The following is a 24,741-nucleotide window of genomic DNA, read 5'->3' as shown; positions in this document are numbered from 1 at the left end:
CGTGCGGCGGGCCGGCCCCGGCCCGCCCTGATCGGCTCGGGTCAGCGCTGCGTCGTACGGTCGGTGGGCTCGGTCACCGGGCGCGAGCTGCTCACGTCGCCGGGAGCCGCCTGGATCGTACGGGGCGCGGGCGGAGCCGTCTGGTCCGCCGGGGGGTCTGCGGGAGCGGAGGCCGACTGGTTGCCCTCCGACTTCATCGCCTTGGCCTCGCTCTTGAGGATGCGGGCCGACTTGCCCAGGGAGCGGGCCATGTCCGGAAGCTTCTTGGCGCCGAAGAGCAGGATGATGACGACGAGGATGAGAATGATCTCGGTGGGGCCGAGCTTTCCGAACATAAGCGTTTACCTTCTCACCGAGGCGACATGGGGTGGGCCGCCCGAACAGCCGGATTTGCGCCCGACTGCCCGTGCTGGCAGCGATCGTAACCCGCAGGGGTGAACGCTGGGCAATCCCCGTGCGGACGACCGGTTGCGGCCCACGCCTCGCTCCTTGAGCCGCTTCACCGCAGCGTACCGTCCGGATCGGCACGGCTGGAGGGTCGCATCAGGCCCCGCCCCCCATTCGCCCGGCTCGCCAGGCGTCAGTTCCCGACGGATTCCCCGGCGTTCGACGCCGCAGACGCGAGCGGGACCGCCGCCCGCTCCAGGTCCTCGGCGGCACGCGTGATGCGCAGCGAACTGTCCGCCACCTGCCGTGCCAGGCGCCGCACTTCGACGAAGACCCGGATCGCGAGACTTGCGAGCACGGCGATTCCGCAGAAGCCGAGGGCGATGGCGAGCATGGGCCAGAGCATGAGGGTGAGCCTAGTGGTGAAGGCGGAGCGTACGGACGCCGCCGTCCGTGAGCAGCTCCACAATCCGGTCGCCCGCGGGCTTGCGCACCGCGGCCCCGCAGTCGGGACAGGTGAAGGTGTAGAACGTGGTGCGACTGCTGGCGCCGATGGCCAGCCGGATGGCGTCGGAGGCCAGCTCGAACCGGCCCCGGCAGTCCGGGCAGGCGGCTTTGAAGATTACCGCGGTGGGCACCATGCGTCGCTTCAGTCCCTTCACTCGCCGTAGCCCGCGAGGGCGTCGCAGGCCGCCTGCCGTGCGCTGTCCGCGAGGTCCCGCGGGGAGACGATGCGGCCGTCCCGGCCGAGCCGCAGCGCGAGGCGGCGCAGCGAGGCGGGGTCGGGGGTGCGGAGGGTGATCCGCAGGCCGCCGTCGGGCAGTTCCTCGGCGCTGTCGTGCGGGTAGTACTCGGCGACCCAGCGGCCTGCGGGACCGGTCTCGACGACGACCTCGGGGTCCTCCGCGGCCGGCTGGACCAGCCCCTCGGACAGGTCGCGCAGCTCGATCGGGGGCGGGTCGGCGGGCTGGTCGAGCAGCTTGATCTCGGCGACCCGGTCGAGCCGGAAGGTCCGGCGCGCCTCCGAGAGCCGGCACCAGGCCTCCATATAGGTGTGACCGACAGCGAACAGCCGGATCGGGTCGACCTCGCGCTCGGTGAGCTCGTCGCGCGCGGGCGAGTAGTAGCGCAGCCACAGCCGCCGCCGCTCGGAGATGGCCCGGTCGACGTCGGCGAAGACGCCGCCCTCGGATTCAAAGGTGACCGAGAGCCGGGAGCTGGCGCCGGCGGCCTCGCCTGCCGCCGCCTCCAGCTTGGCGGTGGCGCGCAGCAGGGCCTGCCGGTCGCCCTCGCGGAGCCCGGGGAGGGTGGCGACGGCGCGGGCGGCGACCAGGAGGGCGGTGGCCTCGTCGGCGGCGAGCCGGAGCGGCTCGGCGACGTCGTCGGGGTTGTGCCACCAGATGCGGTCGCCGTCGGTGTCGATGTCCAGCAGGTCGCCGCCGCGGAAGCTCGTACCGCACATGGGCAGGACATCGAGGTCGGCGATGAGCTCGTCCTCGGTGATGCCGAAGGCGCGGGCGACGTCGCCGACGCGCGCGCCGGGGCGCTCGCGCAGGTACGTCACCAGGGAGAGCATCCGGCGGGTCTGGTCGATCGCGTTCGTCGCCATGGGATCCCGGATCCTCTCAGCCCTTGGCCACGGCGCGCAGCCGGTCCACCACATCGGCCCGCAGCTCGCCGGGTTCCAGTACGACCACGTCGGGCCCGAACTCCACCAGCCAGGCGTCGAGTCCGTGCCCGTACGGGATCTCCAGCTCATCCCAGCCGTCCCCGGCGGACCGGGTCGACAGGGCCCTGGCCCGCAGCGGATAGCCGGATCCCGCGCGCAGCCGGATGCGGGCGGTACGGGTGGCGGTCTCGCCGGCCCAGCTCTCGACGGTCTCGCGGACCGTGACGTGATCGGGCACCGGGGCGGTGAAGGCGGCGGCCCGGGAGCGGACCCGGCCGGTGATCCGGGAGAGCCGGAATACGCGCTCCGCGAGGCGGTCGCGGTCCCAGCCCGCCAGGTACCAGTGGCCGCGCCAGCACTCCAGGGTCCACGGCTCCACGTGCCGGGTCTCGGGGCGGGCGGCGGTGGCCTTGCGGTAGGCGAAGGTGACGGGGCGGCGGTCGCGGCAGGCGAGCATCAGCGGTTCGAAGGAGCTCTCGTGGACCGGGATGCGGGGCTCGAGGGCGCTGTGGCCCTCGTACGCGTCCTCGGCGAGCGGCATGCCGGCGGCGCGCAGCTTCTGCAGGGCGCCGCTGGCGGCTCCGGCGAGCCTGGCCTGCTGCCAGACCTTGGCGGCGAGGCCGAGCGCGGCGGCCTCTTCGGCGTCGAGGGCGACGGGCGGGAGGCGGTTGCTGTCGCGGCGGGCGAGGTAGCCGGTGTCTCCGTCGAGGCCCTCGACGGTCTCGATGACGAGGCCGAGCTCGCGCAGGTCGTCCTTGTCGCGCTCGAACATGCGGTTGAAGGCGTCGTCGCTCCTGGCCGCAGCGGTCGCGGGTCCGAACGCCTCGACGTAGGCCTCGATCGAGCCGCGCAGCTCGCGCTTGCTGAGCGGCCGCCTGGTCCCAAGCAGGCACAGCGCGAGATTCATCAGCCGCTCGGCCTTGGCAATGGCCATCGACGCCCTTTCTCGTTGTGCTTCCGCACCGATGACCGTACCGGTCCCGGGACCGGCGGCAAAAGCCGAGTGCCCATGCAGCGATGGGCATGGGCACTCGTGCAGTTGGCCGGAATTGTTGCCTGGGGCCCGGGTGTGTTCGGGACGCCGGGCAGGGTCAGACCGAGACGAGGTCGCAGACGAAGATCAGCGTCTCGCCCGGCTTGATACGGCCGCCGGCGCCCCGGTCGCCGTACGCGAGGTGCGGCGGGATGGTCAGCTGGCGGCGGCCGCCGACCTTCATCCCCTGCACGCCCTGGTCCCAGCCGGGGATGACCTGGCCGATACCCAGCTGGAAGCGGAGCGGGGTACCGCGGTTCCAGCTGGCGTCGAACTCCTCGCCGGAGCTGAAGGCCACGCCGACATAGTGGACGGAGACGGTGTCCCCGGCCTTGGCGACCGGCCCTTCGCCCTCCCAGATGTCCTTGATCTCGAGGTCGGCCGGGGGCTCGCCGCCCGGGAAGTCGATCTCGGGCTTGTCGATGCTCACTGCGGTGCTCCTAGAGGCGGAACTTGTCGGAATCGGTGCCAGTCTTGCAGACGGCGAGCATGTCGATCACACCGTGCCGACGATGTCGACCGAGAAGACCAGGGTGTTCTTCGCGAGCTCGCTCTGCGGGCTGCTGCCGTAGCCGAGCTTCGGCGGGATGACCATCAGCACCCGGTCCCCGACGTTCTTGCCGACCAGCGCCTGGTCCCAGCCCTTGACGACCGAGCCGGTGCCGATCTGGAAGGCGGTGGCGCCGCCGTGGTCCCAGGAGGAGTCGAACTTCTTGCCGTCCTCCCACTTCACGCCGGTGTACTGGACGACCAGGCCGTCACCGGCCTTCACCTTCGGGCCCTTGCCCTTGATCAGAACCTGCTGCTCGAGGCCCTTGGGGGCCTTCTGGCCCTTGGGGATGGTGATGGTGGCGGCCTTCTGCGACTCGGCCTTCACCGTGGGCAGCCCGGCCTCCGTGGCCGCCTGCTCGCCCTCGGCCTCGGCCTTCTTGTCCACCTTCTTGACGGCCGCGATGTCGACGACCCACACCAGGCCGTCCTTGGGCTTGATCCCCGACTGCGGGTTCAGCTGCTGGCCGATGAGGGCCTTCGCGGTGCCCTCGACCTCGACCCGGCTTCCCGCCTTCTTGCCCACGAGGGCGTTAAGCACCGAGGCCGGCAGCGACTGGCTCTGCTGGCCGATCTCCTGGACCACCTGCGTGCGGGGCGCCTTCGGGTCGGCCCCGGGCTGCTTGACCCAGGTGCTGCCGAGGTTCTGCCCGCCCTTCATGGTCTCGCCGGCGAAGTCCAGGCGCACCAGGTCGCCCTTCTTCACCTCCTCGCCCGAGCCCTCGTTGACGGTCTCCACCACGACCTTGTCAGGCGCCTTGGCGCCCTTCGGCACGGAGATCTCGGGCTTGGACCCCGCCTTTCCTTCCACCGTCACGACTCCGGCGCTGTCCGACGACCCACCGTCGTCGGACCCACAGGCGGCGGTGAACAGCAGGGCGGGTACGGCCAGCGCCGCAGCAACGCGGCGGATGTTCCTCGTGTGCTTCATGAGTCCAACTCGGCTAGGGGGATCATCGGGCAGTCCCGCCACTGTACGACCTGCCGCCGCATGGCCACGGGTAGCCGAATGGCTGCGTGCCGGGCCTTGCGGACCCGGCACGCAGCCATCAAGTGTGATGCGCCTCACATACCGGCGATCAGTTTCTCCACGCGGTCGTCCACCGACCGGAACGGGTCCTTGCACAGCACGGTGCGCTGTGCCTGGTCGTTGAGCTTGAGGTGCACCCAGTCGACGGTGAAGTCGCGGCGCTGCTCCTGGGCACGCCGGATGAAGTCGCCGCGCAGCCGCGCCCGGGTGGTCTGCGGCGGCACCGACTTGCCCTCGAAAATCTTCAAGTCGTTGCACACCCTTGCCGCTTGGCCGCGCTTCTCCAGCAGGTAGTACAGGCCGCGGCGGCGGTGGATGTCGTGGTACGCGAGATCTATCTGGGCGACCCGCGGGTGGGACATGGTGATGTTGTTCTTGGCGCGGTAGCGCTCGAGCAGCTTGTACTTCATCACCCAGTCGATCTCGGTGTCGATCCGGTCCAGCTCCTGGGTGCGGATGGCGTCGAGCGTGCGGCCCCAGAGCTCGAGGACCCGCTCGACCGTGCCGCTGACGATGCCGCGCCGCTCGCAGAAGTCGACGGCCTTCTCGTAGTACTCCTGCTGCACCTCGAGGGCGGAGGCCTCGCGCCCGCTGGCGAGGCGGACCTTCCGCTGGCCCGTTATGTCGTGGCTGACCTCGCGGATCGCCCGGATGGGGTTCTCCAGCGTGAGGTCCCGCATGACGGTGCCCGCCTCGATCATGCGCAGGACGAGGTCGGTGGCCCCGACCTTGAGCAGCATGGTCGTCTCGGACATGTTGGAGTCGCCCACGATGACGTGGAGCCTGCGGTAGCGCTCGGCGTCGGCGTGCGGCTCGTCGCGGGTGTTGATGATCGGCCGGGAGCGGGTGGTCGCGGAGCTGACGCCCTCCCAGATGTGCTCGGCGCGCTGGCTGACGCAGTAGACGGCGCCGCGCGGGGTCTGCAGCACCTTGCCCGCGCCGCACAGCAGCTGCCGGGTGACCAGGAACGGGATGAGGATGTCCGCGAGCCGGGAGAACTCGCCGTGTCGCGCCACGAGGTAGTTCTCGTGGCAGCCGTACGAATTGCCCGCCGAGTCGGTGTTGTTCTTGAAGAGGTAGACGTCGCCCGCGATCCCCTCCTCGTGCAGGCGGCGTTCGGCGTCGACGAGCAGGCCTTCGAGGATGCGCTCACCCGCCTTGTCGTGGGTGACCAGCTCGATCACGTTGTCGCACTCTGGCGTTGCGTATTCCGGGTGCGAGCCAACGTCGAGGTAGAGGCGGGCGCCGTTGCGCAGAAAGACATTGCTGCTGCGGCCCCAGGAAACGACTCGGCGGAAGAGGTAGCGGGCCACTTCGTCAGGGGACAGACGACGCTGTCCCCTGAACGTGCACGTGACGCCGTACTCGTTCTCCAACCCGAAAATGCGGCGGTCCATGCCTGAACATTACGCCTGATGGCCTGCTCTGAAACCGGGTTCGGGAGCAGCGTTTCGATCATTTTCTGCCTGCACTTCAGCATCCCTTGTACGCCTGGGAGCTGCGAGGACCCGCTGGGTGGCGAGCAGGACGAGCAGCCCGGCGAGCCCTCCGGCGCCCGCGACGGCGAAGCCCGCGCCGGTGCCGCTGTGCTCGACGGCGGGGCCCGCGGCGGCCGTTCCGACGGAGGCTCCGACCGTGAAGGTCGTCACCAGCCAGGAGAACGCCTCGGTCACGGTGCCGCGCGGCGCCTGCCGGTCGACGACGACGAACGCGCAGGCGAGGGCGGGTGCCAAGAACACTCCGGACAGCGCGGCCAGGGCCGTCATGGCGCCGGTCCCCGGGGTCAGCGAGAGCGGCAGATAGCCGAGGGCGAGCAGACCGACGAGCACCCGCAGCCGCCGCTCGGGAGCACCGCGCCACTGCCGCGCCCCGTACACCACGCCACCGGCCAGCGCACCGAAGCCGAGCGCGGCCATCAGCATGCCGTACACCGCGTCGCTGCCGTGGTCGTCGGAGTACGCGAGCGCGGCGACGGTGATCGAGCCGAGCGCGAGACCGACGAAGAAGAACGCGCCGAGCAGGGCGAGCAGGCCGGGCGAGCGGAGCGCGCCCAGCCAGTGGGCCTCGCGCGGCTCGGAGCGCCAGGCCCTGGACGGCGGCGAGACGACCACGGACAGCGCGCCCAGGACGCCCACCGCGTTGATCACCAGCAGCGCGGCGGCCTCGGACCAGACGGCGACCAGCAGGGTGACGAGCAGCGGCCCGACCGTGAACATCACCTCCTGCGCCACGGCGTCGAGCGCGTACGCGGTGTGCACGCGGTCCTCGCGCTTGAGGACGCCCGGCCACAGGGCCCGCAGACCGCCTTCGAGCGGCGGGGTGAAGAAGCCCGCGGCCAGCACCGCGGCGTACGCGGCGGGCAGCGGGTCGAGGCCGACGGCGGCGAACAGCGCCATGCCGAACGCGGACAGCAGGGCGGCGGGGAGCATGACGCGCGGCTGGCCGCGGAGGTCCACGGCCCGGCCCAGCAGCGGCTGCCCCACGGCGGTCGCCAGCCCGTAGACGGCCGCCAGCGCGCCGGCCAGCGTGTAACTGCCGCCCTCGGCGCGGGTGAAGAGCACGATGGCGATATGGCCGGTCGCGTTCGGCAGCCGCCCGACGAGGGTCCCGGCCAGCAGCCGCGCCGCATGCCGCGCCCGCAGCAGTTCCGCATAGCCGGAGGCCATCGGCTGCCCCTTTCCCCGGATTCCCTGGCGGACCAGGTTTTACGTATAACGAGCTCCGTTATACGTATCATGGCGGTCACTGCGAGTCCACCGCATTACGGCGGCGGGCCACGCTCACCAACGGCGGAGGCACACGTGACGAGCGCCCAGGCCCCCGGGGCCCGGGGAAGGCCGGCCACCGGCTCACCGGACGCGGCAGCCGCCCGGGAAGCGGGAGGAGAGGCTCCGCACCCCGCGGCCGCACGGCCCGGGCAGGACTCCGCGGGCGGCGCGGCGCCCGGGCCCGTCCCGGCTGCCGGCGCGGAGCAGCCGCGCATCTCCCCCGCCGGCCAGGCCCCTCCCGCCAGTCCGGCGGGCGCGCGGGCGACGAGCCGGGATGTGGCGCGGGCCGCCGGGGTGTCGCAGGCCACGGTGTCCCTCGTGCTCGGCGAGAAGTGGCGCGGCCGGGTGTCGGAGCGTACGGCCGGGGCTGTACGGGCGGCCGCGGACCGGCTCGGGTACCGGCCCAACCTCGCCGCGCGCAATCTGCGGCTCGGCCGGACGCGGACAGCCCTGCTGGTGGTCCCGGCCCTGACGAACGAGTTCTTCGCCCGGGTCTACACGGGCGCCGCCCAAGTGGCCGCCGAGAACGGCTTCGGCGTGGTCCTCTATCCGTCCCCCGAGGGCGTCGGCCCCGCGCGGGACCCCTTCGGCTCGGCCCGCGCCGCGCTGGACGGCGTCATCGCCTCCTCAATGGCCGCGGACGCGCTCGCCGCCATGCGGGGCGGCGGACTGCCGCTGGTGATGCTGGACAGCGACCCCGCCGACGCGGCGGCCGCGGCCACCGTCAACCTCGACATCGCCGGCGGGATGCGCCGGGTCGCGGAGCACCTGCTGGCGCTCGGCCACCGCCGCCTCGTACACCTCGCCTCCGCGGTGGACTCCTGGACCTTCCGCGTGCGGGCGGCCGCACTGGCCGAGGCGCTCCGGGCCGCCCCGGACGCGGCCGTGCGCCGAGAACCAGCCGAACTGAGCGTAGACGCCGGGCGGCAGGCGGCGGAGCGGGCGCTGTCCCGCCCGGGGCCGCGGCCGACGGCGCTGTTGTGCGACGACGACATCCTGGCGGCCGGGGCCTGCAAGGCGGTACGGCGGCTGGGCCTCCGGGTGCCGGAGGACGTCTCGGTCACGGGGTTCGACGACCTCGCCCTGGCGACTGCCCTGGAGCCGGAGCTGACCACGGTCCGGCTGCCCGCCGAGGAGGTGGGGGCGCGCGGCATGACCGCCCTCCTGGCCGTCCTCGACGGCCGCCCGGCCGAGGGGGAAGCCGTCCCGGTACGCCTGATCCCCCGCGGCTCCACGGCCCCGCCCCCACCCGCGTAATCCGCGCCCGCGGACACGCGCCCCGCGGGCACCTCTGCGGCGCTCACCGCGGTAGCCGCCCAGCCCACGCACGGATGCCGCTCTCCCGCCCGGGGCAGCCCGACAGCAAAGTCCCGTCGCACGACCCCGGCCCGGGCCGCCCGCAGCGCCTCGGCCCCGCGCACGGCAGCCGGCCCGCCGAAAGTCAATGGCCACAGCCGACCGGGCCACGCCCGTGCCCCGCTTGCTCTGACTCCGGGGCCCGACCGCGCCCGAGCGATAGCCGCGTTCGCGTATGCGCGGGCCCGACCTGGTCATCCCCGCCCGGGCCCGCGCTGCGGCGCGGCACTTCCCACCCGCCCGCCGCTGAAAGGGCGAGCAGGTGGAAGTCGGCGCTCCCCCCGCGAACCGTCTCTAACCCCCTTCACCCTTGGGGCCCGGAGACGACGGCGTCGTCTCCGGGCCCCCAAGGGGGTCCGCGGGTCGGTCGATGGCCGCCGACCCGGGTGAAGGGCTGCGGGTTACTCCTCCGTGGCTGAGCCGGACTCCGTGTCATCGCCGGACGTGGACTCGTCGGTGCCCCCGGCGGACGCCGTCTCCGTGGACGCACCGCCCTCCGGCTCGAGGAGCCGGGCGAGCTGGCGCCCGACGACGCGCTTGAACTTCCGCTTCTGCGGCCGCGTCCGGTCCAGGACCGCGACCTCCAACTGGTCGGCGGTCAGCTGCCGCTCCCCGCCGTTGCTGTCCCGGGACAGCGCCTGTACGGCGAGCTTGATCGCCTCGGCGAGGGTCATCCCCTCGCGGTGCCGCTGCCCCAGGAAGCTGCTGATCTGCTCCGCGCTGCCGCCCACCGCCACGGACCCGTGCTCGTCGACGATCGAGCCGTCGTGCGGCAGCCGGTAGATCTGGTCGCCGTCCGGGGTCTCGCCCACCTCGGCGACCACCAGCTCGACCTCGTACGGCTTCTCGCCGGCGCTGGAGAAGATGGTGCCCAGCGTCTGCGCGTAGACGTTGGCGAGCCCGCGCGCGGTGACGTCCTCGCGGTCGTATGTGTAACCACGCAGGTCGGCGTAGCGCACGCCGCCGATCCGGAGATTCTCGTACTCGTTGTACTTGCCTGCCGCCGCGAACGCGATGCGGTCGTAGATCTCGCTGAACTTGTGCAGAGCGCGGGACGGGTTCTCGCCGACGAAGACGATGCCGTCGGTGAACTGCAGCACGACGAGGCTGCGGCCGCGCGCGATGCCCTTGCGGGCGTACTCGGCCCGGTCGGCCATGGCCTGCTGGGGTGAGACATAGAACGGCGTCGACACCGGCTATCCGTCCCTTTCTGTCATTGACACGTGCATTCCAGCGCGCCGTCGCCTCAGAGCAGTGCGGCCCGCGGGCCGTCCGGCTCCTCGAGCCGCCGCTCGTGGATGGCGCGGGCGATCTCCGAGGACTCGGCCTCCGTGAGCTTCCGGAAGCCCTCGTCCGTGATGACCGTGACGAGGGGGTAGATCCGTCGGGCGAGGTCGGGGCCGCCGGTCGCCGAGTCGTCGTCGGCCGCGTCGTACAGAGCCTGCACGACCAGGGTGGTGGCCTGCCGCTCGGTGAGTTCCTCGCGGTAGAGCTTCTTCAGGGCGCCGCGCGCGAAGACGGAGCCGGAGCCGGTGGCCGCGAAGCCGTGCTCCTCCGAGCGCCCGCCGGTCACGTCGTACGAGAAGATCCTGCCCTTCTCGCGGTCCACGTCCCAGCCGGCGAAGAGCGGAACGATGGCGAGGCCCTGCAGGGCCATCCCCAGATTGCCCCGGATCATCGTCGACAGCCGGTTCGCCTTGCCCTCCAGGGAGAGCTGCAGGCCCTCGACCTTCTCGAAGTGCTCCAGCTCGAGCTGGAAGAGTTTGACCATCTCGACGGCGAGCCCTGCCGTGCCGGCGATGCCCACCGCCGAGTACTCATCGGCGGGGAACACCTTTTCGATGTCGCGCTGCGCGATGATGTTGCCCATCGTGGCCCGGCGGTCACCGGCCAGGACCACGCCGCCGGGGAACGTCGCGGCGACGATCGTCGTGCCGTGCGGCGCCTCGATCGCACCATGCACCGCGGGCAGAGGCCGGTTCCCCGGGAGCAGGTCCGGGGAGTGCTCGGCCAGGAAGTCCATGAACGACGAGGAGCCGGGCGTCAGGAAGGCAGCCGGCAGACGCCCTGTGCTACGAGTGTTGGCTTCCACGCGTTTCCTTCCACGAGATCTTGGAACTCTGCTCGGGACCTTACCCGGGGCCGTGAATGTCATCCGTCCCGCGCCCCCTCCGAGAGGGCGCGGGACGGATGCCACCGGTCTTACTGACCGCCCTTCTGTACGAAAGACCGCACGAAGTCCTCGGCGTTCTCCTCGAGGACGTCGTCGATCTCGTCGAGGACGGAGTCCACGTCGTCGGACAGCTTCTCCTGCCGTTCCTTGAGGTCCTCCGAGGCCTGCGCGTCCTGCGCGGTCTCCTCGACCTCCTCGGTGGTGCGCGACGCCTTCTGCTGGCCTCCGCCGGTGTCCTTGGTCGCCATATCCCTCACCCCGCTCGGTTCGACGTACAAGATCAGACCCTACAACCGGGGTCCGACATCGGCCCTGTGGTTGCTACAACGTCCGGGCACTCCGATGATTCCCGGATCCGCGCTGTTTCAGCCGCGGCTCAGCCGCCGGACAACGCGCGTTCAGCCACGGCTCAGCCGCCCGACAGCACCCGCACCAGGTCCTCGGCGGTGCGGCAGCGGTCCAGGAGCTCCTTCACGTGATTGCGGGTGCCGCGCAGCGGCTCCAGGGTGGGGACCCGCTGCAGGGAGTCACGGCCCGGCAGATCGAAGATGACCGAGTCCCAGGAGGCGGCGGCCACGTCGTCGGCGTACTGCTCGAGACAGCGGCCCCGGAAGTACGCGCGCGTGTCCTCAGGCGGGCTCGTACGGGCCCGCTGGACCGCTTCCTCGTCCAGCAGGCGCTTCATCCGGCCGCGGGCCGCCAGGCGGTTGTACAGACCCTTGTCGGGGCGCACATCGGCGTACTGCAGGTCGACCAGGTGCAGCCGGGCGGCGTCCCACTCGAGGCGGTCGCGGCGCCGGTAGCCCTCGAGCACCTCCCGCTTGGCGACCCAGTCGAGCTCACCCGCGAGGCTCATGGGGTCCCGCTCGAGCCGGTTGAGCACGTCCTCCCAGCGGGCGAGGACGTCCACGGTCTGCTCGTCGGCGTCGGCCCCGTAGCGGTCCTCGACGTACTTGCGGGCGAGCTCGTAGTACTCCATCTGGAGCTGGACGGCGGTGAGTGTCCGGCCGCTGCGGAGCGTGACCAGACGGCCGAGCGTCGGGTCGTGCGAGACCTGGTGCAGGGTGCGTACGGGCTGGTCGACGGCCAGGTCGACGGCGATGAAGCCGTCCTCGATCATGGACAGGACCAGCGCCGTGGTGCCGAGCTTGAGGTAGGTCGAGATCTCCGAGAGGTTCGCGTCCCCGATGATCACGTGGAGCCTGCGGTACTTCTCGGCGTCCGCGTGCGGCTCGTCCCGGGTGTTGATGATGGGGCGCTTGAGAGTGGTCTCCAGGCCCACCTCCACCTCGAAGTAGTCCGCGCGCTGGCTGAGCTGGAAGCCGTGCTCGTGGCCGTCCTGGCCGACGCCGACGCGGCCCGCGCCTGTGACGACCTGCCGGGAGACGAAGAACGGCGTGAGGTGCCGCACGATGTCCGAAAACGGCGTCTCCCGCTTCATCAGGTAGTTCTCGTGCGTGCCGTAGGAGGCGCCCTTGTTGTCGGTGTTGTTCTTGTAGAGGTGGATCGGCTGGGCACCGGGCAGCTGACCTGCGCGTTCGGCGGCCTCCGCCATGATCCGCTCGCCCGCCTTGTCCCAGAGGACGGCGTCGCGCGGATTGGTCACCTCGGGTGCGCTGTACTCCGGGTGGGCGTGGTCGACGTACAGCCGGGCGCCATTGGTGAGGATCACGTTGGCCAGGCCGATGTCCTCGTCGGTGAGCTGGCTGGCGTCCGCCGACTCGCGGGCGAGGTCGAAGCCGCGGGCGTCCCGCAGCGGGTTCTCCTCCTCGAAGTCCCAGCGGGCGCGGCGCGCCCGGTGCATCGCCGCCGCATAGGCATTGACGACCTGGGACGAGGTGAGCATGGCATTGGCGTTCGGGTGACCGGGGACGGAGATCCCGTACTCCGTCTCGATGCCCATTACTCGCCGTACGGTCATGCGGCCCTCCTTGCCCGGCGCCGCCCCCCTGGTGGGGTGGGCGCTCAAGTACCGCTTCTTCTCGATGCGTGTGCGGTCTCCCTCCCCGCACTGCGCCGAGACTCGGCGGTACCGAAGAGCCTAGAACGCCTTTGCGGAGGCTGGGAGATCATTTTCACCGAAAACGCACCCGGCTGCGGATGCCCCCGGCCAGGGGCATCCGCAGCCGGACTGCCATTTACAGGTACTGGCCGGTGTTCGCCACCGTGTCGATGGAGCGACCGGTGTCCGCGCCCTGCTTTCCGGTGACAAGGGTGCGGATGAAGACGATCCGCTCGCCCTTCTTTCCGGAGATCCGGGCCCAGTCGTCCGGGTTGGTGGTGTTGGGCAGGTCCTCGTTCTCCTTGAACTCGTCCACGCAGGCGGCGAGCAGGTGGGAGACCCGCAGACCCTTCTGGTTGTGGTCGAGGAATGCCTTGATGGCCATCTTCTTCGCCCGGTCCACAATGTTCTGGATCATGGCGCCGGAGTTGAAATCCTTGAAGTACAGGACTTCCTTGTCGCCATTCGCGTACGTGACCTCGAGGAAGCGGTTCTCCTCCGATTCCGCGTACATCTGCTCGACGACCGACTGGATCATGCCGTCGACCGCGGCTTCCTTGGAGCCGTTGTGCTCGGCCAGATCGTCGGAGTGCAGCGGCAGGGACGGGACCAGGTACTTCCCGAAGATGTCCTTGGCCGCCTCCGCATCCGGGCGCTCGATCTTGATCTTCACATCGAGACGGCCGGGCCGCAGGATGGCCGGGTCGATCATGTCCTCGCGGTTCGAGGCGCCGATGACGATCACATTCTCGAGGCCCTCGACACCGTCGATCTCCGCGAGCAGCTGCGGAACGATGGTGTTCTCCACGTCCGAGCTGACCCCGGAGCCGCGGGTGCGGAAGAGCGACTCCATCTCGTCGAAGAAGACGATCACGGGGGTGCCCTCGCTCGCCTTCTCCCGGGCACGCTGGAAGACCAGGCGGATGTGGCGCTCGGTCTCACCGACGTACTTGTTGAGGAGCTCGGGGCCCTTGATATTCAGGAAGTAGCTCTTGCCGGCGGGCTGCCCGGTCACCTCGGCGACCTTCTTGGCAAGGGAGTTGGCCACGGCCTTGGCGATCAGCGTCTTGCCGCAGCCGGGCGGTCCGTAGAGCAGCACGCCCTTGGGCGGCCGGAGTTCGTGCTCCTTGAAGAGGTCGGGGTAGAGGTACGGGAGCTCGACCGCGTCCCTGATCAGCTCGATCTGGTTGCCCAGGCCGCCGATCCGGTTGTAGTCGATGTCCGGGACCTCTTCGAGGACGAGCTCCTCGACCTCGCTCTTCGGCACGACCTCGTAGACATAGCCGGACCTGGGCTCGAGCAGCAGGGCATCACCGGGGCGGATGGTGGCGTCCAGCAGCGGCTCGGCGAGCCGCACCACCTTCTCCTCGTCGGTGTGCCCCAGCACCAGGGCGCGCTCGCCGTCCTCAAGGATCTCCTTGAGGGTGACGATGTCCCCGGAGCGCTCGAACTCCATGGCCTCGACCACATTGAGGGCCTCGTTGAGCATGACCTCCTGGCCGCGCTGGAGCTCGTCCAGCTCGACACTCGGGCTGACATTCACGCGGAGCTTCCGGCCTCCCGTGAAGATGTCCGCCGTCCCGTCCTCGTTCGCCTGCAGGAAGACCCCGAAGCCGGCCGGCGGCTGAGCGAGCCGGTCGACTTCCTCCTTGAGGGCCACGATCTGGTCGCGCGCCTCACGCAGCGTGTTGGCGAGACGCTCGTTCTGTGCGGAGACGCCGGCCAGGTTGGTCTGCAGCTCGACGATCCGCTCTTCGAGAATCCTCGTGTGACGCGGAGAGTCGGCGAGCTTGCGCCGCAGGACGGCGATCTCCTGCTCGAGATAGGCAACCTGTCCCGCCGGGTCCTCTGGACCACGTCCGGGCCGGATGCCGCGGTTGATGTCGTCGTCGTGGGCTGCCACGGTCCTCACCTCCTCCAAGGGGAGCTGGACGCTTCCTGACCCTACCTGTGCAGGTGCGGGTTGAAACCCCTAGATCACAAAGACGGTCGGGGTGTGTCCGATCTTCACCCTTGCGCACGTCCCCACGCCAGGGGAATACCCACCCAACAACATCGGAAAGCGACCGGTTGTATCGTCGAGGCGGTCAACACCCGTCAGGGTTGGCTTCAATTGGTACCCGTACGCAGGAACGGCAGGCGAGATGACCGCACAGAACGAGGCTCTCGAGGTGTGGATCGACCAGGACCTGTGCACCGGCGACGGTATCTGTGCACAGTACGCCCCCGAGGTCTTCGAGCTCGACATCGACGGCCTTGCGTACGTGAAGGGACCTGCGCCGGAGGGCGAGGAGGCCGGGCTGCTGGCCGAGCCGGGCGCCACAACGCCCGTCCCGCTGCCGCTGCTCCAGGACGTCGTCGACTCCGCCAAGGAGTGCCCCGGCGACTGCATTCACGTACGTCGGGTTTCGGACAAGGTCGAAGTCTACGGTCCCGACGCGGAGTGACGGATCACACACTGCCGGCGACGGGAAGTGCGATGAGCCTGAACTTCCCGTCCTGCCATTGCCACTTGACCTTCCGCTGCAGATCCGGGCAGCAGCGCGGCACGTTCTCGGACGAGTAACCGAGCAGGGTCGCGGAGACCGTACCGCCGCGCACCGCGAGGTCGGAGACGTTCATGTGCTCCTTCGGGTCGAGGAAGGTCTCCACGATCCGCGGGGCGCCCTCGCCCGACGACGGGTGGGCCAGGACGTAGATGCCGCTGGGCGGGGTGCCGAAGCCGGCCTTGCAGCGGACGACGGCGACCGTCTCCTGGCGGCCGTCGCCGTCGAGGTCGCCGGATCCCTTGCTGACGACCTCTGTCGGCTGCGGTCCGCAGTCGATCGGATACTCCGCCTTCTTGGGATCGGGCCCGCCGGGCGGGACGGGCGCAGCCGGGGCGGGGGCGCCCGAGGCGGCGGCCGGCGGCGTGGCGATGGCGCTGGTGGGCTGTACCAGCGCCGAGCCGGCCACGACGGCGGCGAGCGCCGCTGCGGTGGTGATCCAGTGCACAGGGCGGGTGCGGGTGTGCGGGAGGTCCTGGCCTGCAGAGAGCTGCACGCGAGTTGTCTCCTGTGAAAGCGGAGCCGACGGGGGTGGCCAGCATCGTGCCACATGTCACACCCGGCCGGAACGACCGGGCCCGCACCGGTGCGTGGCCGCCGCTGAAACGGCGCCGCCGCCGGCTTCCGTGCGGAAGTCGGCGGCGGGGCTTGGTCGTTGTGGCGCTTGGCTGGTATGGGCTGTTTCAGGACTTGGCCGGTCTCAGGAGTTGGCCGGTGTCAGGAGCGGCTGCCGCTGCCCGGGCCTTCGTAGTCCTCACCGTATGCGCCCTTGGCGGGGCGGCGGCGGCGCAGCGGCGGCTCGACGCCGTCCGCGAGGCGGCGGGCGGTCAGCAGGAATCCGGTGTGTCCGATCATCCGGTGGTCGGGGCGCACGGCCAGGCCCTCGACGTGCCAGGTGCGGACCATGGTCTCCCACGCGGTCGGCTCGTTGAACGTGCCGTGCTCGCGGATCTCCTCCACGGTGCGCGCCAGCTGGGTCGTGGTGGCCACGTACGCACACAGGATGCCGCCGGGGACGAGCGCCTTGGAGACGGCCTCCAGGCACTCCCAGGGCGCGAGCATGTCCAGGATGACGCGGTCCACGTCGGTGTCCGAGAGGTTGTCCTGGAGGTCGCCGACGGTGAGCTGCCACGCAGGGTGCTCGCCGCCGAAGTAGCGGCGCACGTTCTGCGCCGCGATCTCCGCGAAGTCCGCCCGGCGCTCGTACGAGTGCAGCATGCCCTGGTCGCCGACGGCGCGCAGCAGGAAGGTGCTGAGCGAGCCCGAGCCGACGCCCGCCTCGACGACGCGCGCGCCGGGGAAGATGTCGGCCATCGCCAGGATCTGCCCCGCGTCCTTGGGGTAGACCACGGCTGCGCCGCGCGGCATGGACAGGACATAGTCGGGGAGCAGGGGACGCAGCGCAAGGTAGGCGACGTTTCCCGTGGTACGGACAACACTGCCCTCAGGAGCCCCGATCAGCTCGTCGTGCGGGAAGGCTCCCTTGTGGGTGTGGAAGCTCTTCCCCGCTTCGAGCGTGAAGGTGTAGTGGCGTCCCTTGGGGTCGGTGAGCTGGACCTGGTCCCCGACCTGGAAGGGCCCGCGACGGCGGGCGGCACCGGTCGGTTCGGACATGTGACCAGCGTACCGGCCCTATGAAGCGGGTCGTGCCATGGCGGCGACGAAGGCCCGCTCGACGTCGGCGGTGGACAGGACGCCGTAGATCTCGCCCGTCTCCTCCACCACCAGGTACTCGGTGGCGGGTGTGGCGCGCAGGGTGTCCAGGAGCTCCTCGCCCGACAGCTCGGCGGAGACCCGCATGCCCGGCTTGAGTTCCTGGGCGAGCCCGCTGACCGCCACCCAGGGGCGGCGGTGTTCCGGGACGCCCGCGATGCCCGCCTCGCGGACGACCGCGGTGGGCTTGCCCTGTCCGTCGACCACGACGAGCGCGCGGGCCCCTGCCTCGTTCGCCCGGCGCAGCGCCTCGGAGAGCGGGGTGTCGGACTGGACGGGCACGGCGCGCCGGGTCAGGGCACGGGCCCGGAGCTCGGGCAGGTGCTCGCGGAGCCTGGCCATGCGCAGGCTGTTGCCGGCGCCGGTCCAGATGATCGCGGCGAGGATGGCGGCCAGCAGGGCGTCCGTGATCGTGTCCACGCCGCCGAGGTCCTCGGCGGCCCTGCCGAGAGCGCCGGTCTGGGTGAGCAGCGGCAGGCCGACGAGGACGGCCACGGCCAGCGCCCGGCCGGTCCAGGCGGCGGCGACGGTCCCGGTCATGGGCTTGCCGCTGATCTTCCAGACGACGGCGCGCAGCATCCGGCCGCCGTCCAGGGGCAGTCCGGGCAGCAGGTTGAAGGCGGCGACGATCAGATTGGAGACCATCAGGCCCGCGAGCAGGACGCCGGGGACGGTGCCGGGCTCGACGGCCTGCAGGGCGAGGTAGAAGACGCCGGAGAGGACCAGCGAGAGCAGCGGGCCGACGAAGGCGAGGACGAACTCCCTGCCGGGTGTCTCGGACTCCTTCTCGATCTCCGAGACACCGCCGAAGAACTGCAGCTGGATACGGCGCACCGGCAGCTTGAAGCGGAGCGCGGCGACCGTGTGGGCCAGTTCGTGGACGAGCACCGAACCGTAGAAGGCCACCGCGAAGAACAGCGAGACGAGGTAGCGGACGCCTCCCAGTTCGGGCAGGACGCGTTCCAGCTGGCCGCCGAAGACCCAGGTGATGAGCGCGGCTACGAGGAACCAGCTGGGGGCGACGTAGACCGGCACGCCGAAGGGGCGGCCCATGAGAATGCCGCCGCCGCTCTCGCGGGGGCGCTGCGGCTTCCCGCCCTCGCCGCTGTCGTCCACGGTGTCCGGTGTCCCCTCGTGTGAATCCGCCCGTTCCGTCCTCGCTCCGCTGCGCGTCCGCTTCGTGCGGCTTCGTGCAATCCCACGATCATGCGGCGCGAGGGCGTCTGACGTCGATGGTATGCGGCCGGATGTCAGTGGCGGGCCATAGGGTCGAAGGCCATGGGAACCAGCACCGAGAAGTCCGGCACGGAAACCCCCGGCGAGGAGCCCGGCGGCGGGAAGCCCGGCGAGGAGCCGGGCGGCGGAGGCAGCGCCGCCGCGCGGCCGTCGTCGCTGTCGCCGTCCCGCGCGAGCGACTTCATGACCTGCCCGCTGCTCTACCGGTTCCGGGTGATCGACCGGCTGCCGGAGAAGCCGAGCGAGGCGGCGACGCGCGGCACGCTGGTGCATGCGGTGCTGGAGCGGCTCTTCGACGACCCCGCGGTGGAGCGCACCGCGCAGCGTGCCCGGTCCATGGTCGCGGGCGAGTGGGAGCGGCTGCTGGCGGCCCGCCCGGAGCTCGCGGAGCTGTTCGCCGAAGGCGACGGGGCGGACGGGGAGAACAGGCAGGACGGGGAGGAGAGGACGCCCGCGGCCGAGCGTCTGGTGCGGTGGCTGAGCGAGGCCGAGCAGCTCGTGGCGCGGTGGTTCACGCTCGAGGACCCGTCGCGTCTCGAGCCGGCGGAGCGCGAGCTGTTCGTCGAGACCAAGCTGGAGTCAGGGCTCACCCTGCGCGGCATCATCGACCGGGTCGACGTGGCGCCGACGGGCGACGTGCGGATCGTCGACTACAAGACGGGCAAGGCCCCGCGGCCCGAGTACGCCTCCGGGGCCCTGTTCCAGATGAAGTTCTACGCCCTGGTGCTGTGGCGGCTGCGCGGGACCGTGCCGCGCCGCCTCCAGCTCGTCTACCTCGGCAGCGGCGATGTGCTGACGTACGACCCGATGGAGGACGACCTGCGGGGCGTGGAGCGCAAGCTGCACGCGCTGTGGGACGCCATCCGGCGCGCGACGGAGACCGGCGACTGGCGCCCGCGCCGCAGCAGGCTGTGCAACTGGTGTGACCACCAGTCGTTCTGCCCGGAGTTCGGCGGCACTCCCCCGCCCTACCCGCTTCCGGTGATCCCGGCCCAGGGCAGAATGGGCCAGGTCCAGTGAAGCCCGCCGACGAAGTCCCGGCCGACGAATACGAGGTGCCTTGTGGCGATCCGCGTCCTACTGGTCGACGACCAGCCACTGCTGCGCACCGGCTTCCGGATGATCCTGGAGGCCGAGCAGGACCTGGCCGTGGTCGGCGAGGCCGGCGACGGGCTGCAGGCCCTGGACCAGGTGCGGGCGCTGCAGCCGGACGTGGTGCTGATGGACATCCGGATGCCGCGCATGGACGGGGTCGAGGCGACCCGGCAGATCACGGGTCCTGGCCGGGACGGGCCCGCGAAGGTCCTGGTCCTGACCACCTTCGACCTGGACGAGTACGTGGTGGAGGCGCTGCGGGCGGGAGCCAGCGGCTTCCTGCTCAAGGACGCCCCCGCCCATGAGCTCGTACAGGCGATCCGGGTGGTCGCGGCGGGCGAGGCGATGCTCGCGCCGAGCATCACGCGGCGGCTGCTCGACAAGTACGCGGGAAAGCTGCCGTCCGGCGAGGAGCCGGTGCCCGACACCCTGCACACCCTGACCGAGCGCGAGGTAGAGGTGCTCAAGCTGGTCGCCCGGGGGCTGTCGAACGCGGAGATCGCGGCGGATCTGTTCGTGAGCGAGACGACGGTCAAGACGCACGTCGGGCACGTTCTGACGAAGCTGGGCCTGCGGGACCGGGTGCAGGCCGCGGTCTACGCATACGAGAGCGGACTGGTGCGGCCCGGTACGCATTAGAGCGCCCGGGCCGCAGCGGTACCGTACGGGACGCCGGCCCGTCCCGGCTACACCTCGGAGCCACAGGTTCCGGTTTCTCCTCGAAGCCGCCGGTTCCTCCGGAAGCCACCGGTTCTTCCGGAGAAGCCACCGGCTACTCCTCGGTGCTCTTGCTGATTTCCCAGAAGCGGAACACCGTTGACGCGTCAAGGGTCCACTCGAGACCGGAGATGTTCTCGCGGGCAACCGCGTACTGCTTGCCCTGCCACAGCGGCAGCATCGGCAGCTCGTCGGCCACGATGTTCTGCAGCTCGTGGAAGCTGGCGTCGGTGGCCGCCCGGTTGGACTCGGCCGCGGTCGTCGGGATCAGCTGCTTGATGATCCGCTCGGAGTCGTAGTGATTGGCCAGCACGTTGCCGTGGCCGAAGAACGGGGCGGTGAAGTTGTCCGGGTCCGGGTAGTCCGGAACCCAGCCCTTGACGTAGACCCCATACTTCCCCCGCTCGATGCCCTTCTCGTACTTCTCCAGGCCCGCGCTCTCGACCGTGGCGTCGAACAGCCCGCTGGCGTTCAGCTGCTGCGCGATCTCCTTGAACGCGGGCACGGTTCCGGGGCCGTAGCGCACGGGGGTGGCCCAGAGGGTGAGCTTCACCTTGTCGTAGATGCCCGCGGAGCGCAGCGCCGCCTCGGCCTTGTCGCGCTGCGGCCGGTCCCCGTAGGTGTCGAAGAAGGCCGTGTTGTGGCCGGTGATCCCGGCCGGGACGATCGAGTAGAGGGGCTTGGCGGTGCGCTCGTACACATCGCGGACCAGTGCCTGACGGTCGATCAGGAAGGCGAGGGCCTTGCGCACGGCGAGCTTCCCGGCCACCGGGTGCTTGACGTTGAAGACCAGGTGCTGGACCTCGGCGCTGGTGCCCTCGACGACCTCGATGCCCTGCTTGTCGTCCGTGGTCGCGGCCTCCAGATCGGCGATGTCCTTCATGGCGAGGCCGCGGTAGGCGAGGTCCACGGAGCCGTCCTCGACAGCCTTCTTGAGACCCCGCTGGTCGCCCTGGAAGAACTTCATCGTCATTCCGGAGTTCTGAACCTCTGCGGGGCCCTTGTAGTCCGGGTTGACCGAGAACTTCGCTTCCTTCTCGGGGTCGAAGGAGTCCATCCGGTACACGCCCGAGCCGACGGCCTTGCCGTCGGTGCGCAGTTCGTCCGCCTTGTACTCGCGGTGGTCCACGATCGAGCCGGCGCCGGAGGCGATCTTCATGGGGAAGGTCGCGTCGGGGGTCTTGAGGCGGAAGACGACGGTCTTCTCGTCCGGAGTCCGGATGTCCTTGATCGACGACAGCATCACCGCGGGGCCGGCCTTGTCGTTGATCTTCAAGGTGCGGCGGAAGGAGAACGCGACGTCCTCGGAGGTGAGGGGGTTGCCGTTGGTGAACCTGAGCCCGTCCTGGAGCTCGCACTTGTAGACCCGGCTGCTGCTGTCCTGGAAACTGCAGCGCTTGGCCGCCTCGGGCTCCGGGGTCGTACCGCCCCGTGGGAAACTCATGAGCGACTGGAAGACGTTGTTGAACACCAGCCATGAGCCCGGGTCGTAACCGGAGGCCGGGTCGGTCGCCAGGACCTCGTCCGTCATCCCCATGACGATCGGCTGCCCCGTAGCGGCCGCGTCCGCGTCATCCGATCCGCATCCGGCCAGCAGGCCTGCCGCGAGTCCTGCCCCGAGCAGGGCGGCGAGCCACTGATGACGTTTCCTTGCGCGCACGTTCCTCACACATCTCTTGTTGGACGGTCCTGCGGGTTTGCGTCAGGCGTCGGCGTCGGGCGTCGGTGGCAGGCGTCAGCCGGAGATACCGCGCCCCAGTTCCCAGAGCTGGAGCACGGAGGACGAGTTCAGCGCCCACTCCACGCCGGTGACGTCGTCACGCGCGGCGACGTACTGCTTGCCCTGCCAGAGCGGCAGGACGGGCACGTCATTGGCCACGATGTCCTGCGCCCGCTCGAAGTCCTTTGCCGCGGCGGTGCGCTGGGCCTGCTGCCGGGTCTGCGGTATCAGCTGGGTGCGGATCGTGTCATTGCGGTACGGGCTGTTGAGGAAGTTGTCCTTGGCGAAGAACGGGTCGATGAAGTTGTCCGGGTCCGGGAAGTCGGGGAACCAGCCCATGCCGTAGACCGCGTAGTCGCGGTTGGACTGGGCCGGGCGGAAGTCCTTCCACGGCACGCCCTCGATGGACACGTTGAACAGCCCACTGCGGTTGAGCTGCGCCTGCAGGGCCTTGAACTCCTTGGCGGTGGCGGGGCCGTAGTGGTCGGTCGTGTAGTGGAGGGTGAACCGCACCGGGGTCTCGACGCCCGCCGCGCGCAGCGTCTTGCGCGCCTCCGTCACATCCGGTTCGCCGTACTTGTTGAAGAACGAGTTCACATGCGAGCCGACGCTGGACGGGACGATCGAGTAGAGCGGCTCCGCGGTGCGCTCGTACACGTCGCGCACCAGCGCCTGACGGTCGATGACCTGCGCCACGGCCTGGCGCACGGCCGTCTTGCCCGCCGTCGAGTCATCGGTGTCGAAGCCCAGGTAGCGGATCTCCTGGCCCGGCATCTCGACAAGCTCGATGCTCTTGGAGTCGCCGCGCTCCAGCCGGGCGACCTGGTCCGGCGCCATGGTGCGCGTCATCAGGTCGATCTCGCCCTTCTGCAGGGCCTCTTCCATGGCGTCGGAGTCCTTGAAGAAGCGCATCTCGACCTCGTCGTTCTTCAGCTTCAGGCTGCCCTCGTAGTTGGGGTTCCTGCTGAAGACGGCGGAGACGACCTGGCCGTTCTTCTCCTCGGTCTGGAGGGTGTACGGGCCGGAGCCGTCGGTCTGGAAGCCGTCACGGAGCTTGGTCCCGTCGTAGGCCTCGCTGTCGACGATGGCCGCGGCGGGGGTGGCCAGCTTGTGCGGGAAGGTCGCGTCAGGCGACTTGAGGTGGAAGACGATCTCGGAGTCGCTGGGGGTCTCCACCGCGTCGATGTTCGACAGCAGCCCGACCGGGCCGTTCGGGTTCTTGATCGCCAGGGTACGCTCGATGGAGAACTTCACGTCCTCGGCGGTGAGGGCGTGGCCGTTGGCGAACTGCATGCCGCTGTGCAGGGTGCAGCGGTACGACTCGTTCTTCTGGTCGGAGAAGCTGCACTTCTCGGCCGCCTCGGGCGTCGGGTCACCACCGGAGCGGGGCAGCGCCATGAGTGTCTGGAAGGTGTTCCGGAGGATGTTCCACGCGCCCGCCTCGTACGCGAGCGCCGGGTCGAAGGGGGCCGGGTAGTCCGCCGTCGTCACGAAGGCGTCCGTGGTCCCGACGACGATGGGCTCGCCGCCGTCGCCCGCCTCGTCCGAACCACCGCAAGCTGCGAGAAGGGTAGCTAGCAGGCCCACTACGGCCGGCAGCACCAGGGTCTTGCGATTCATCGTCGGCGGTCTCCTGCGGAAGCGTCGATCCCGGGACCATACCGAGGAGGGGCTGCTGGTCACAGGGGTGCGGCAAAAGTTCTCGCCACGAGATTAGTAGGCAGTCACAGACGCGCCGGAACACAACGAAGTTGAGGCGATGTCACGCACCGATAACGGCCCTCGGTTGTCCGGCATCCGGGCCCGGAGCGATTCGGCCAGCTGGCCATCTATACGGACATAGGGGTGCACGTTCAGCCCTTGGAGGACACCTCCGAACAGATCGTTTTCTGGGCTGTCGACGGGCCGGTGCGTGAGAAACGTCACTTTCGACTTCGTCTCAGGGCATCCCGTTGATGAGCCCGCGGAGGAAGGCGAGGTCGACTTCTTCGAGCGAGCCCACGACGAGGCGCCCCTCGGCGGGCTCGATCGGCACGACGGAGGGGACGGCCACCACCCGGCATCCGGCGGCCTCCGCCGCCGCCACGCCGGTCGCCGTGTCCTCCACGACGGCGCAGCGGGCAGGCTCGGCGCCCAGGCCCACCGCGGCCAGCAGGTACGGGTCGGGGTGCGGCTTGGTGCGCGCCACCTCGTCCCCCGCGACGGTGAGCGCGAAGTGATCGGGGCCGATCGACTTGAGCACCCGGTCGATGATGCGGCGGTGCGAGGCGGAGACCAGGGCGGTCGGGACCTCGTGGGCAGCCAGCTCGGTGAGCAGCCTGGCGGCCCCGGGCATCAGCGGCACGCCGCGGTCCACAAGCTCCTCGAACCGGGCGTTGAGCAGGGAGGACAGGGCGGGGAGCGTGATGTCGGCGCCGGTGGCGTGGATCAGGTAGGACGCGCTGCGCGTCATCGGGCCGCCGACCACGACCTCGCGGTGCTCCTCGCCGAGCTCGTGGCCCAGCTCGGCGAAGATCTCGACCTCGGCGTCCCACCAGAAGCCCTCTGTGTCGACGAGGGTGCCGTCCATGTCGAGGAGCACCGCCTGGAGGGCCGAGCCCTCGGCCGTACGGGTGTCGAGTGCGGGGATGATGCTGGTCATCCGTGCTCCTCTCGTCAGGCTGCCCCTTAAGGGACAAAGGGGCCGGCCGAAGCCCCCGGAAGGGCACCGACCGGCCTGTACCGGACCGTCTAGTGTACGACGATCC

Annotated in this window: 24 protein-coding genes; 4 read left to right on the top strand and 20 right to left on the bottom strand. The window is 70.3% G+C overall.

Going from position 1 to position 24,741, the window contains the following annotated elements; genetic code table 11:
* Positions 1 to 41: 41 nt before the first annotated feature.
* The 9 genes from tatA to ACTWP8_RS10085 form a co-directional block, all read right to left on the bottom strand.
* On the bottom strand, positions 42 to 335 hold the full coding sequence (gene tatA / locus ACTWP8_RS10125; protein ID WP_443317478.1) for a Sec-independent protein translocase subunit TatA: 294 nt from the start codon (positions 333 to 335) through the stop codon (positions 42 to 44).
* 245 nt (positions 336 to 580) lie between these two features.
* The gene (locus tag ACTWP8_RS10120) at positions 581 to 793 is read right to left on the bottom strand and encodes a hypothetical protein (protein WP_443321798.1); all 213 of its coding nucleotides are present in this window, start codon (positions 791 to 793) and stop codon (positions 581 to 583) included.
* Between the two features lie 10 nt (positions 794 to 803).
* A complete protein-coding gene (locus ACTWP8_RS10115) occupies positions 804 to 1,028 on the bottom strand; it encodes a hypothetical protein (RefSeq protein ID WP_443317476.1) in 225 nt (74 codons plus the stop codon).
* 17 nt (positions 1,029 to 1,045) lie between these two features.
* Positions 1,046 to 1,996 carry a helix-turn-helix transcriptional regulator gene (locus ACTWP8_RS10110; RefSeq protein ID WP_443321797.1) on the bottom strand — a complete coding sequence of 317 codons (951 nt, stop codon included), beginning with the start codon at positions 1,994 to 1,996 and terminating at the stop codon, positions 1,046 to 1,048.
* 16 nt (positions 1,997 to 2,012) lie between these two features.
* Entirely contained in the window at positions 2,013 to 2,990 is a 978-nt protein-coding gene (locus tag ACTWP8_RS10105; protein ID WP_443321796.1) for a helix-turn-helix transcriptional regulator, read from the bottom strand.
* 157 nt (positions 2,991 to 3,147) lie between these two features.
* Complete coding sequence (locus ACTWP8_RS10100) at positions 3,148 to 3,519, bottom strand: FKBP-type peptidyl-prolyl cis-trans isomerase (RefSeq protein WP_443321795.1); 372 nt, start codon at positions 3,517 to 3,519, stop codon at positions 3,148 to 3,150.
* Between the two features lie 66 nt (positions 3,520 to 3,585).
* Positions 3,586 to 4,569, bottom strand: a complete 984-nt coding sequence (locus tag ACTWP8_RS10095) for an FKBP-type peptidyl-prolyl cis-trans isomerase (RefSeq protein WP_443321794.1) — start codon at positions 4,567 to 4,569, stop codon at positions 3,586 to 3,588.
* Between the two features lie 134 nt (positions 4,570 to 4,703).
* Positions 4,704 to 6,065, bottom strand: a complete 1,362-nt coding sequence (gene pafA / locus ACTWP8_RS10090) for a Pup--protein ligase (RefSeq protein ID WP_443317471.1) — start codon at positions 6,063 to 6,065, stop codon at positions 4,704 to 4,706.
* Positions 6,066 to 6,074: 9 nt separating this feature from the next.
* On the bottom strand, positions 6,075 to 7,334 hold the full coding sequence (locus ACTWP8_RS10085) for an MFS transporter (protein WP_443321793.1): 1,260 nt from the start codon (positions 7,332 to 7,334) through the stop codon (positions 6,075 to 6,077).
* A 315-nt stretch (positions 7,335 to 7,649) separates the two neighbouring features.
* Between ACTWP8_RS10085 and ACTWP8_RS10080 the strand changes: the two genes are divergently transcribed.
* Entirely contained in the window at positions 7,650 to 8,693 is a 1,044-nt protein-coding gene (locus tag ACTWP8_RS10080) for a LacI family DNA-binding transcriptional regulator (protein WP_443321877.1), read from the top strand.
* Between the two features lie 500 nt (positions 8,694 to 9,193).
* Here ACTWP8_RS10080 and prcA read toward each other — a convergent pair whose 3' ends face one another.
* From prcA to arc, 5 genes are all read right to left on the bottom strand, one after another.
* Positions 9,194 to 9,985: a proteasome subunit alpha gene (gene prcA / locus ACTWP8_RS10075; RefSeq protein ID WP_443321792.1), complete on the bottom strand. Its 792-nt coding sequence runs from the start codon at positions 9,983 to 9,985 to the stop codon at positions 9,194 to 9,196.
* A gap of 53 nt (positions 9,986 to 10,038) precedes the next feature.
* On the bottom strand, positions 10,039 to 10,884 hold the full coding sequence (gene prcB, locus ACTWP8_RS10070) for a proteasome subunit beta (RefSeq protein ID WP_443321791.1): 846 nt from the start codon (positions 10,882 to 10,884) through the stop codon (positions 10,039 to 10,041).
* 110 nt (positions 10,885 to 10,994) lie between these two features.
* A complete protein-coding gene (locus ACTWP8_RS10065; protein WP_443321790.1) occupies positions 10,995 to 11,213 on the bottom strand; it encodes a ubiquitin-like protein Pup in 219 nt (72 codons plus the stop codon).
* Between the two features lie 161 nt (positions 11,214 to 11,374).
* A complete protein-coding gene (dop, locus tag ACTWP8_RS10060; RefSeq protein WP_443321789.1) occupies positions 11,375 to 12,886 on the bottom strand; it encodes a depupylase/deamidase Dop in 1,512 nt (503 codons plus the stop codon).
* A 217-nt stretch (positions 12,887 to 13,103) separates the two neighbouring features.
* The gene (arc, locus tag ACTWP8_RS10055; RefSeq protein WP_443321788.1) at positions 13,104 to 14,870 is read right to left on the bottom strand and encodes a proteasome ATPase; all 1,767 of its coding nucleotides are present in this window, start codon (positions 14,868 to 14,870) and stop codon (positions 13,104 to 13,106) included.
* 241 nt (positions 14,871 to 15,111) lie between these two features.
* Here arc and ACTWP8_RS10050 point away from each other — a divergent pair, with 241 nt between their 5' ends.
* Positions 15,112 to 15,414, top strand: a complete 303-nt coding sequence (locus ACTWP8_RS10050; protein ID WP_443317464.1) for a ferredoxin — start codon at positions 15,112 to 15,114, stop codon at positions 15,412 to 15,414.
* Positions 15,415 to 15,418: 4 nt separating this feature from the next.
* Here ACTWP8_RS10050 and ACTWP8_RS10045 read toward each other — a convergent pair whose 3' ends face one another.
* The 3 genes from ACTWP8_RS10045 to ACTWP8_RS10035 form a co-directional block, all read right to left on the bottom strand.
* Complete coding sequence (locus ACTWP8_RS10045; protein ID WP_443321787.1) at positions 15,419 to 16,009, bottom strand: hypothetical protein; 591 nt, start codon at positions 16,007 to 16,009, stop codon at positions 15,419 to 15,421.
* A gap of 221 nt (positions 16,010 to 16,230) precedes the next feature.
* A complete protein-coding gene (locus tag ACTWP8_RS10040) occupies positions 16,231 to 17,127 on the bottom strand; it encodes a tRNA (adenine-N1)-methyltransferase (RefSeq protein ID WP_443317462.1) in 897 nt (298 codons plus the stop codon).
* Positions 17,128 to 17,145: 18 nt separating this feature from the next.
* A complete protein-coding gene (locus tag ACTWP8_RS10035) occupies positions 17,146 to 18,342 on the bottom strand; it encodes a site-2 protease family protein (RefSeq protein ID WP_443321786.1) in 1,197 nt (398 codons plus the stop codon).
* Between the two features lie 162 nt (positions 18,343 to 18,504).
* Between ACTWP8_RS10035 and ACTWP8_RS10030 the strand changes: the two genes are divergently transcribed.
* Both ACTWP8_RS10030 and ACTWP8_RS10025 read left to right on the top strand, forming a co-directional pair.
* Positions 18,505 to 19,482, top strand: coding sequence for a RecB family exonuclease (locus ACTWP8_RS10030; protein WP_443321785.1), 978 nt, complete (start codon positions 18,505 to 18,507; stop codon positions 19,480 to 19,482).
* Positions 19,483 to 19,524: 42 nt separating this feature from the next.
* Positions 19,525 to 20,196 carry a response regulator gene (locus ACTWP8_RS10025; RefSeq protein ID WP_443317459.1) on the top strand — a complete coding sequence of 224 codons (672 nt, stop codon included), beginning with the start codon at positions 19,525 to 19,527 and terminating at the stop codon, positions 20,194 to 20,196.
* Positions 20,197 to 20,329: 133 nt separating this feature from the next.
* Here ACTWP8_RS10025 and ACTWP8_RS10020 read toward each other — a convergent pair whose 3' ends face one another.
* From ACTWP8_RS10020 to ACTWP8_RS10010, 3 genes are all read right to left on the bottom strand, one after another.
* Positions 20,330 to 21,934, bottom strand: coding sequence for an ABC transporter substrate-binding protein (locus ACTWP8_RS10020; RefSeq protein WP_443321784.1), 1,605 nt, complete (start codon positions 21,932 to 21,934; stop codon positions 20,330 to 20,332).
* 75 nt (positions 21,935 to 22,009) lie between these two features.
* Entirely contained in the window at positions 22,010 to 23,614 is a 1,605-nt protein-coding gene (locus tag ACTWP8_RS10015) for an ABC transporter substrate-binding protein (RefSeq protein WP_443321783.1), read from the bottom strand.
* Positions 23,615 to 23,933: 319 nt separating this feature from the next.
* Entirely contained in the window at positions 23,934 to 24,635 is a 702-nt protein-coding gene (locus ACTWP8_RS10010; protein ID WP_443321782.1) for an HAD family hydrolase, read from the bottom strand.
* Positions 24,636 to 24,741: the final 106 nt, after the last annotated feature.

The organism is Streptomyces sp. 7N604, from assembly GCF_052245475.1.
Lineage (GTDB): Bacteria > Actinomycetota > Actinomycetes > Streptomycetales > Streptomycetaceae > Streptomyces.
Note: the sequence above shows the minus strand (reverse complement) of the source record. Positions and strands in the feature narration are given on the sequence as shown.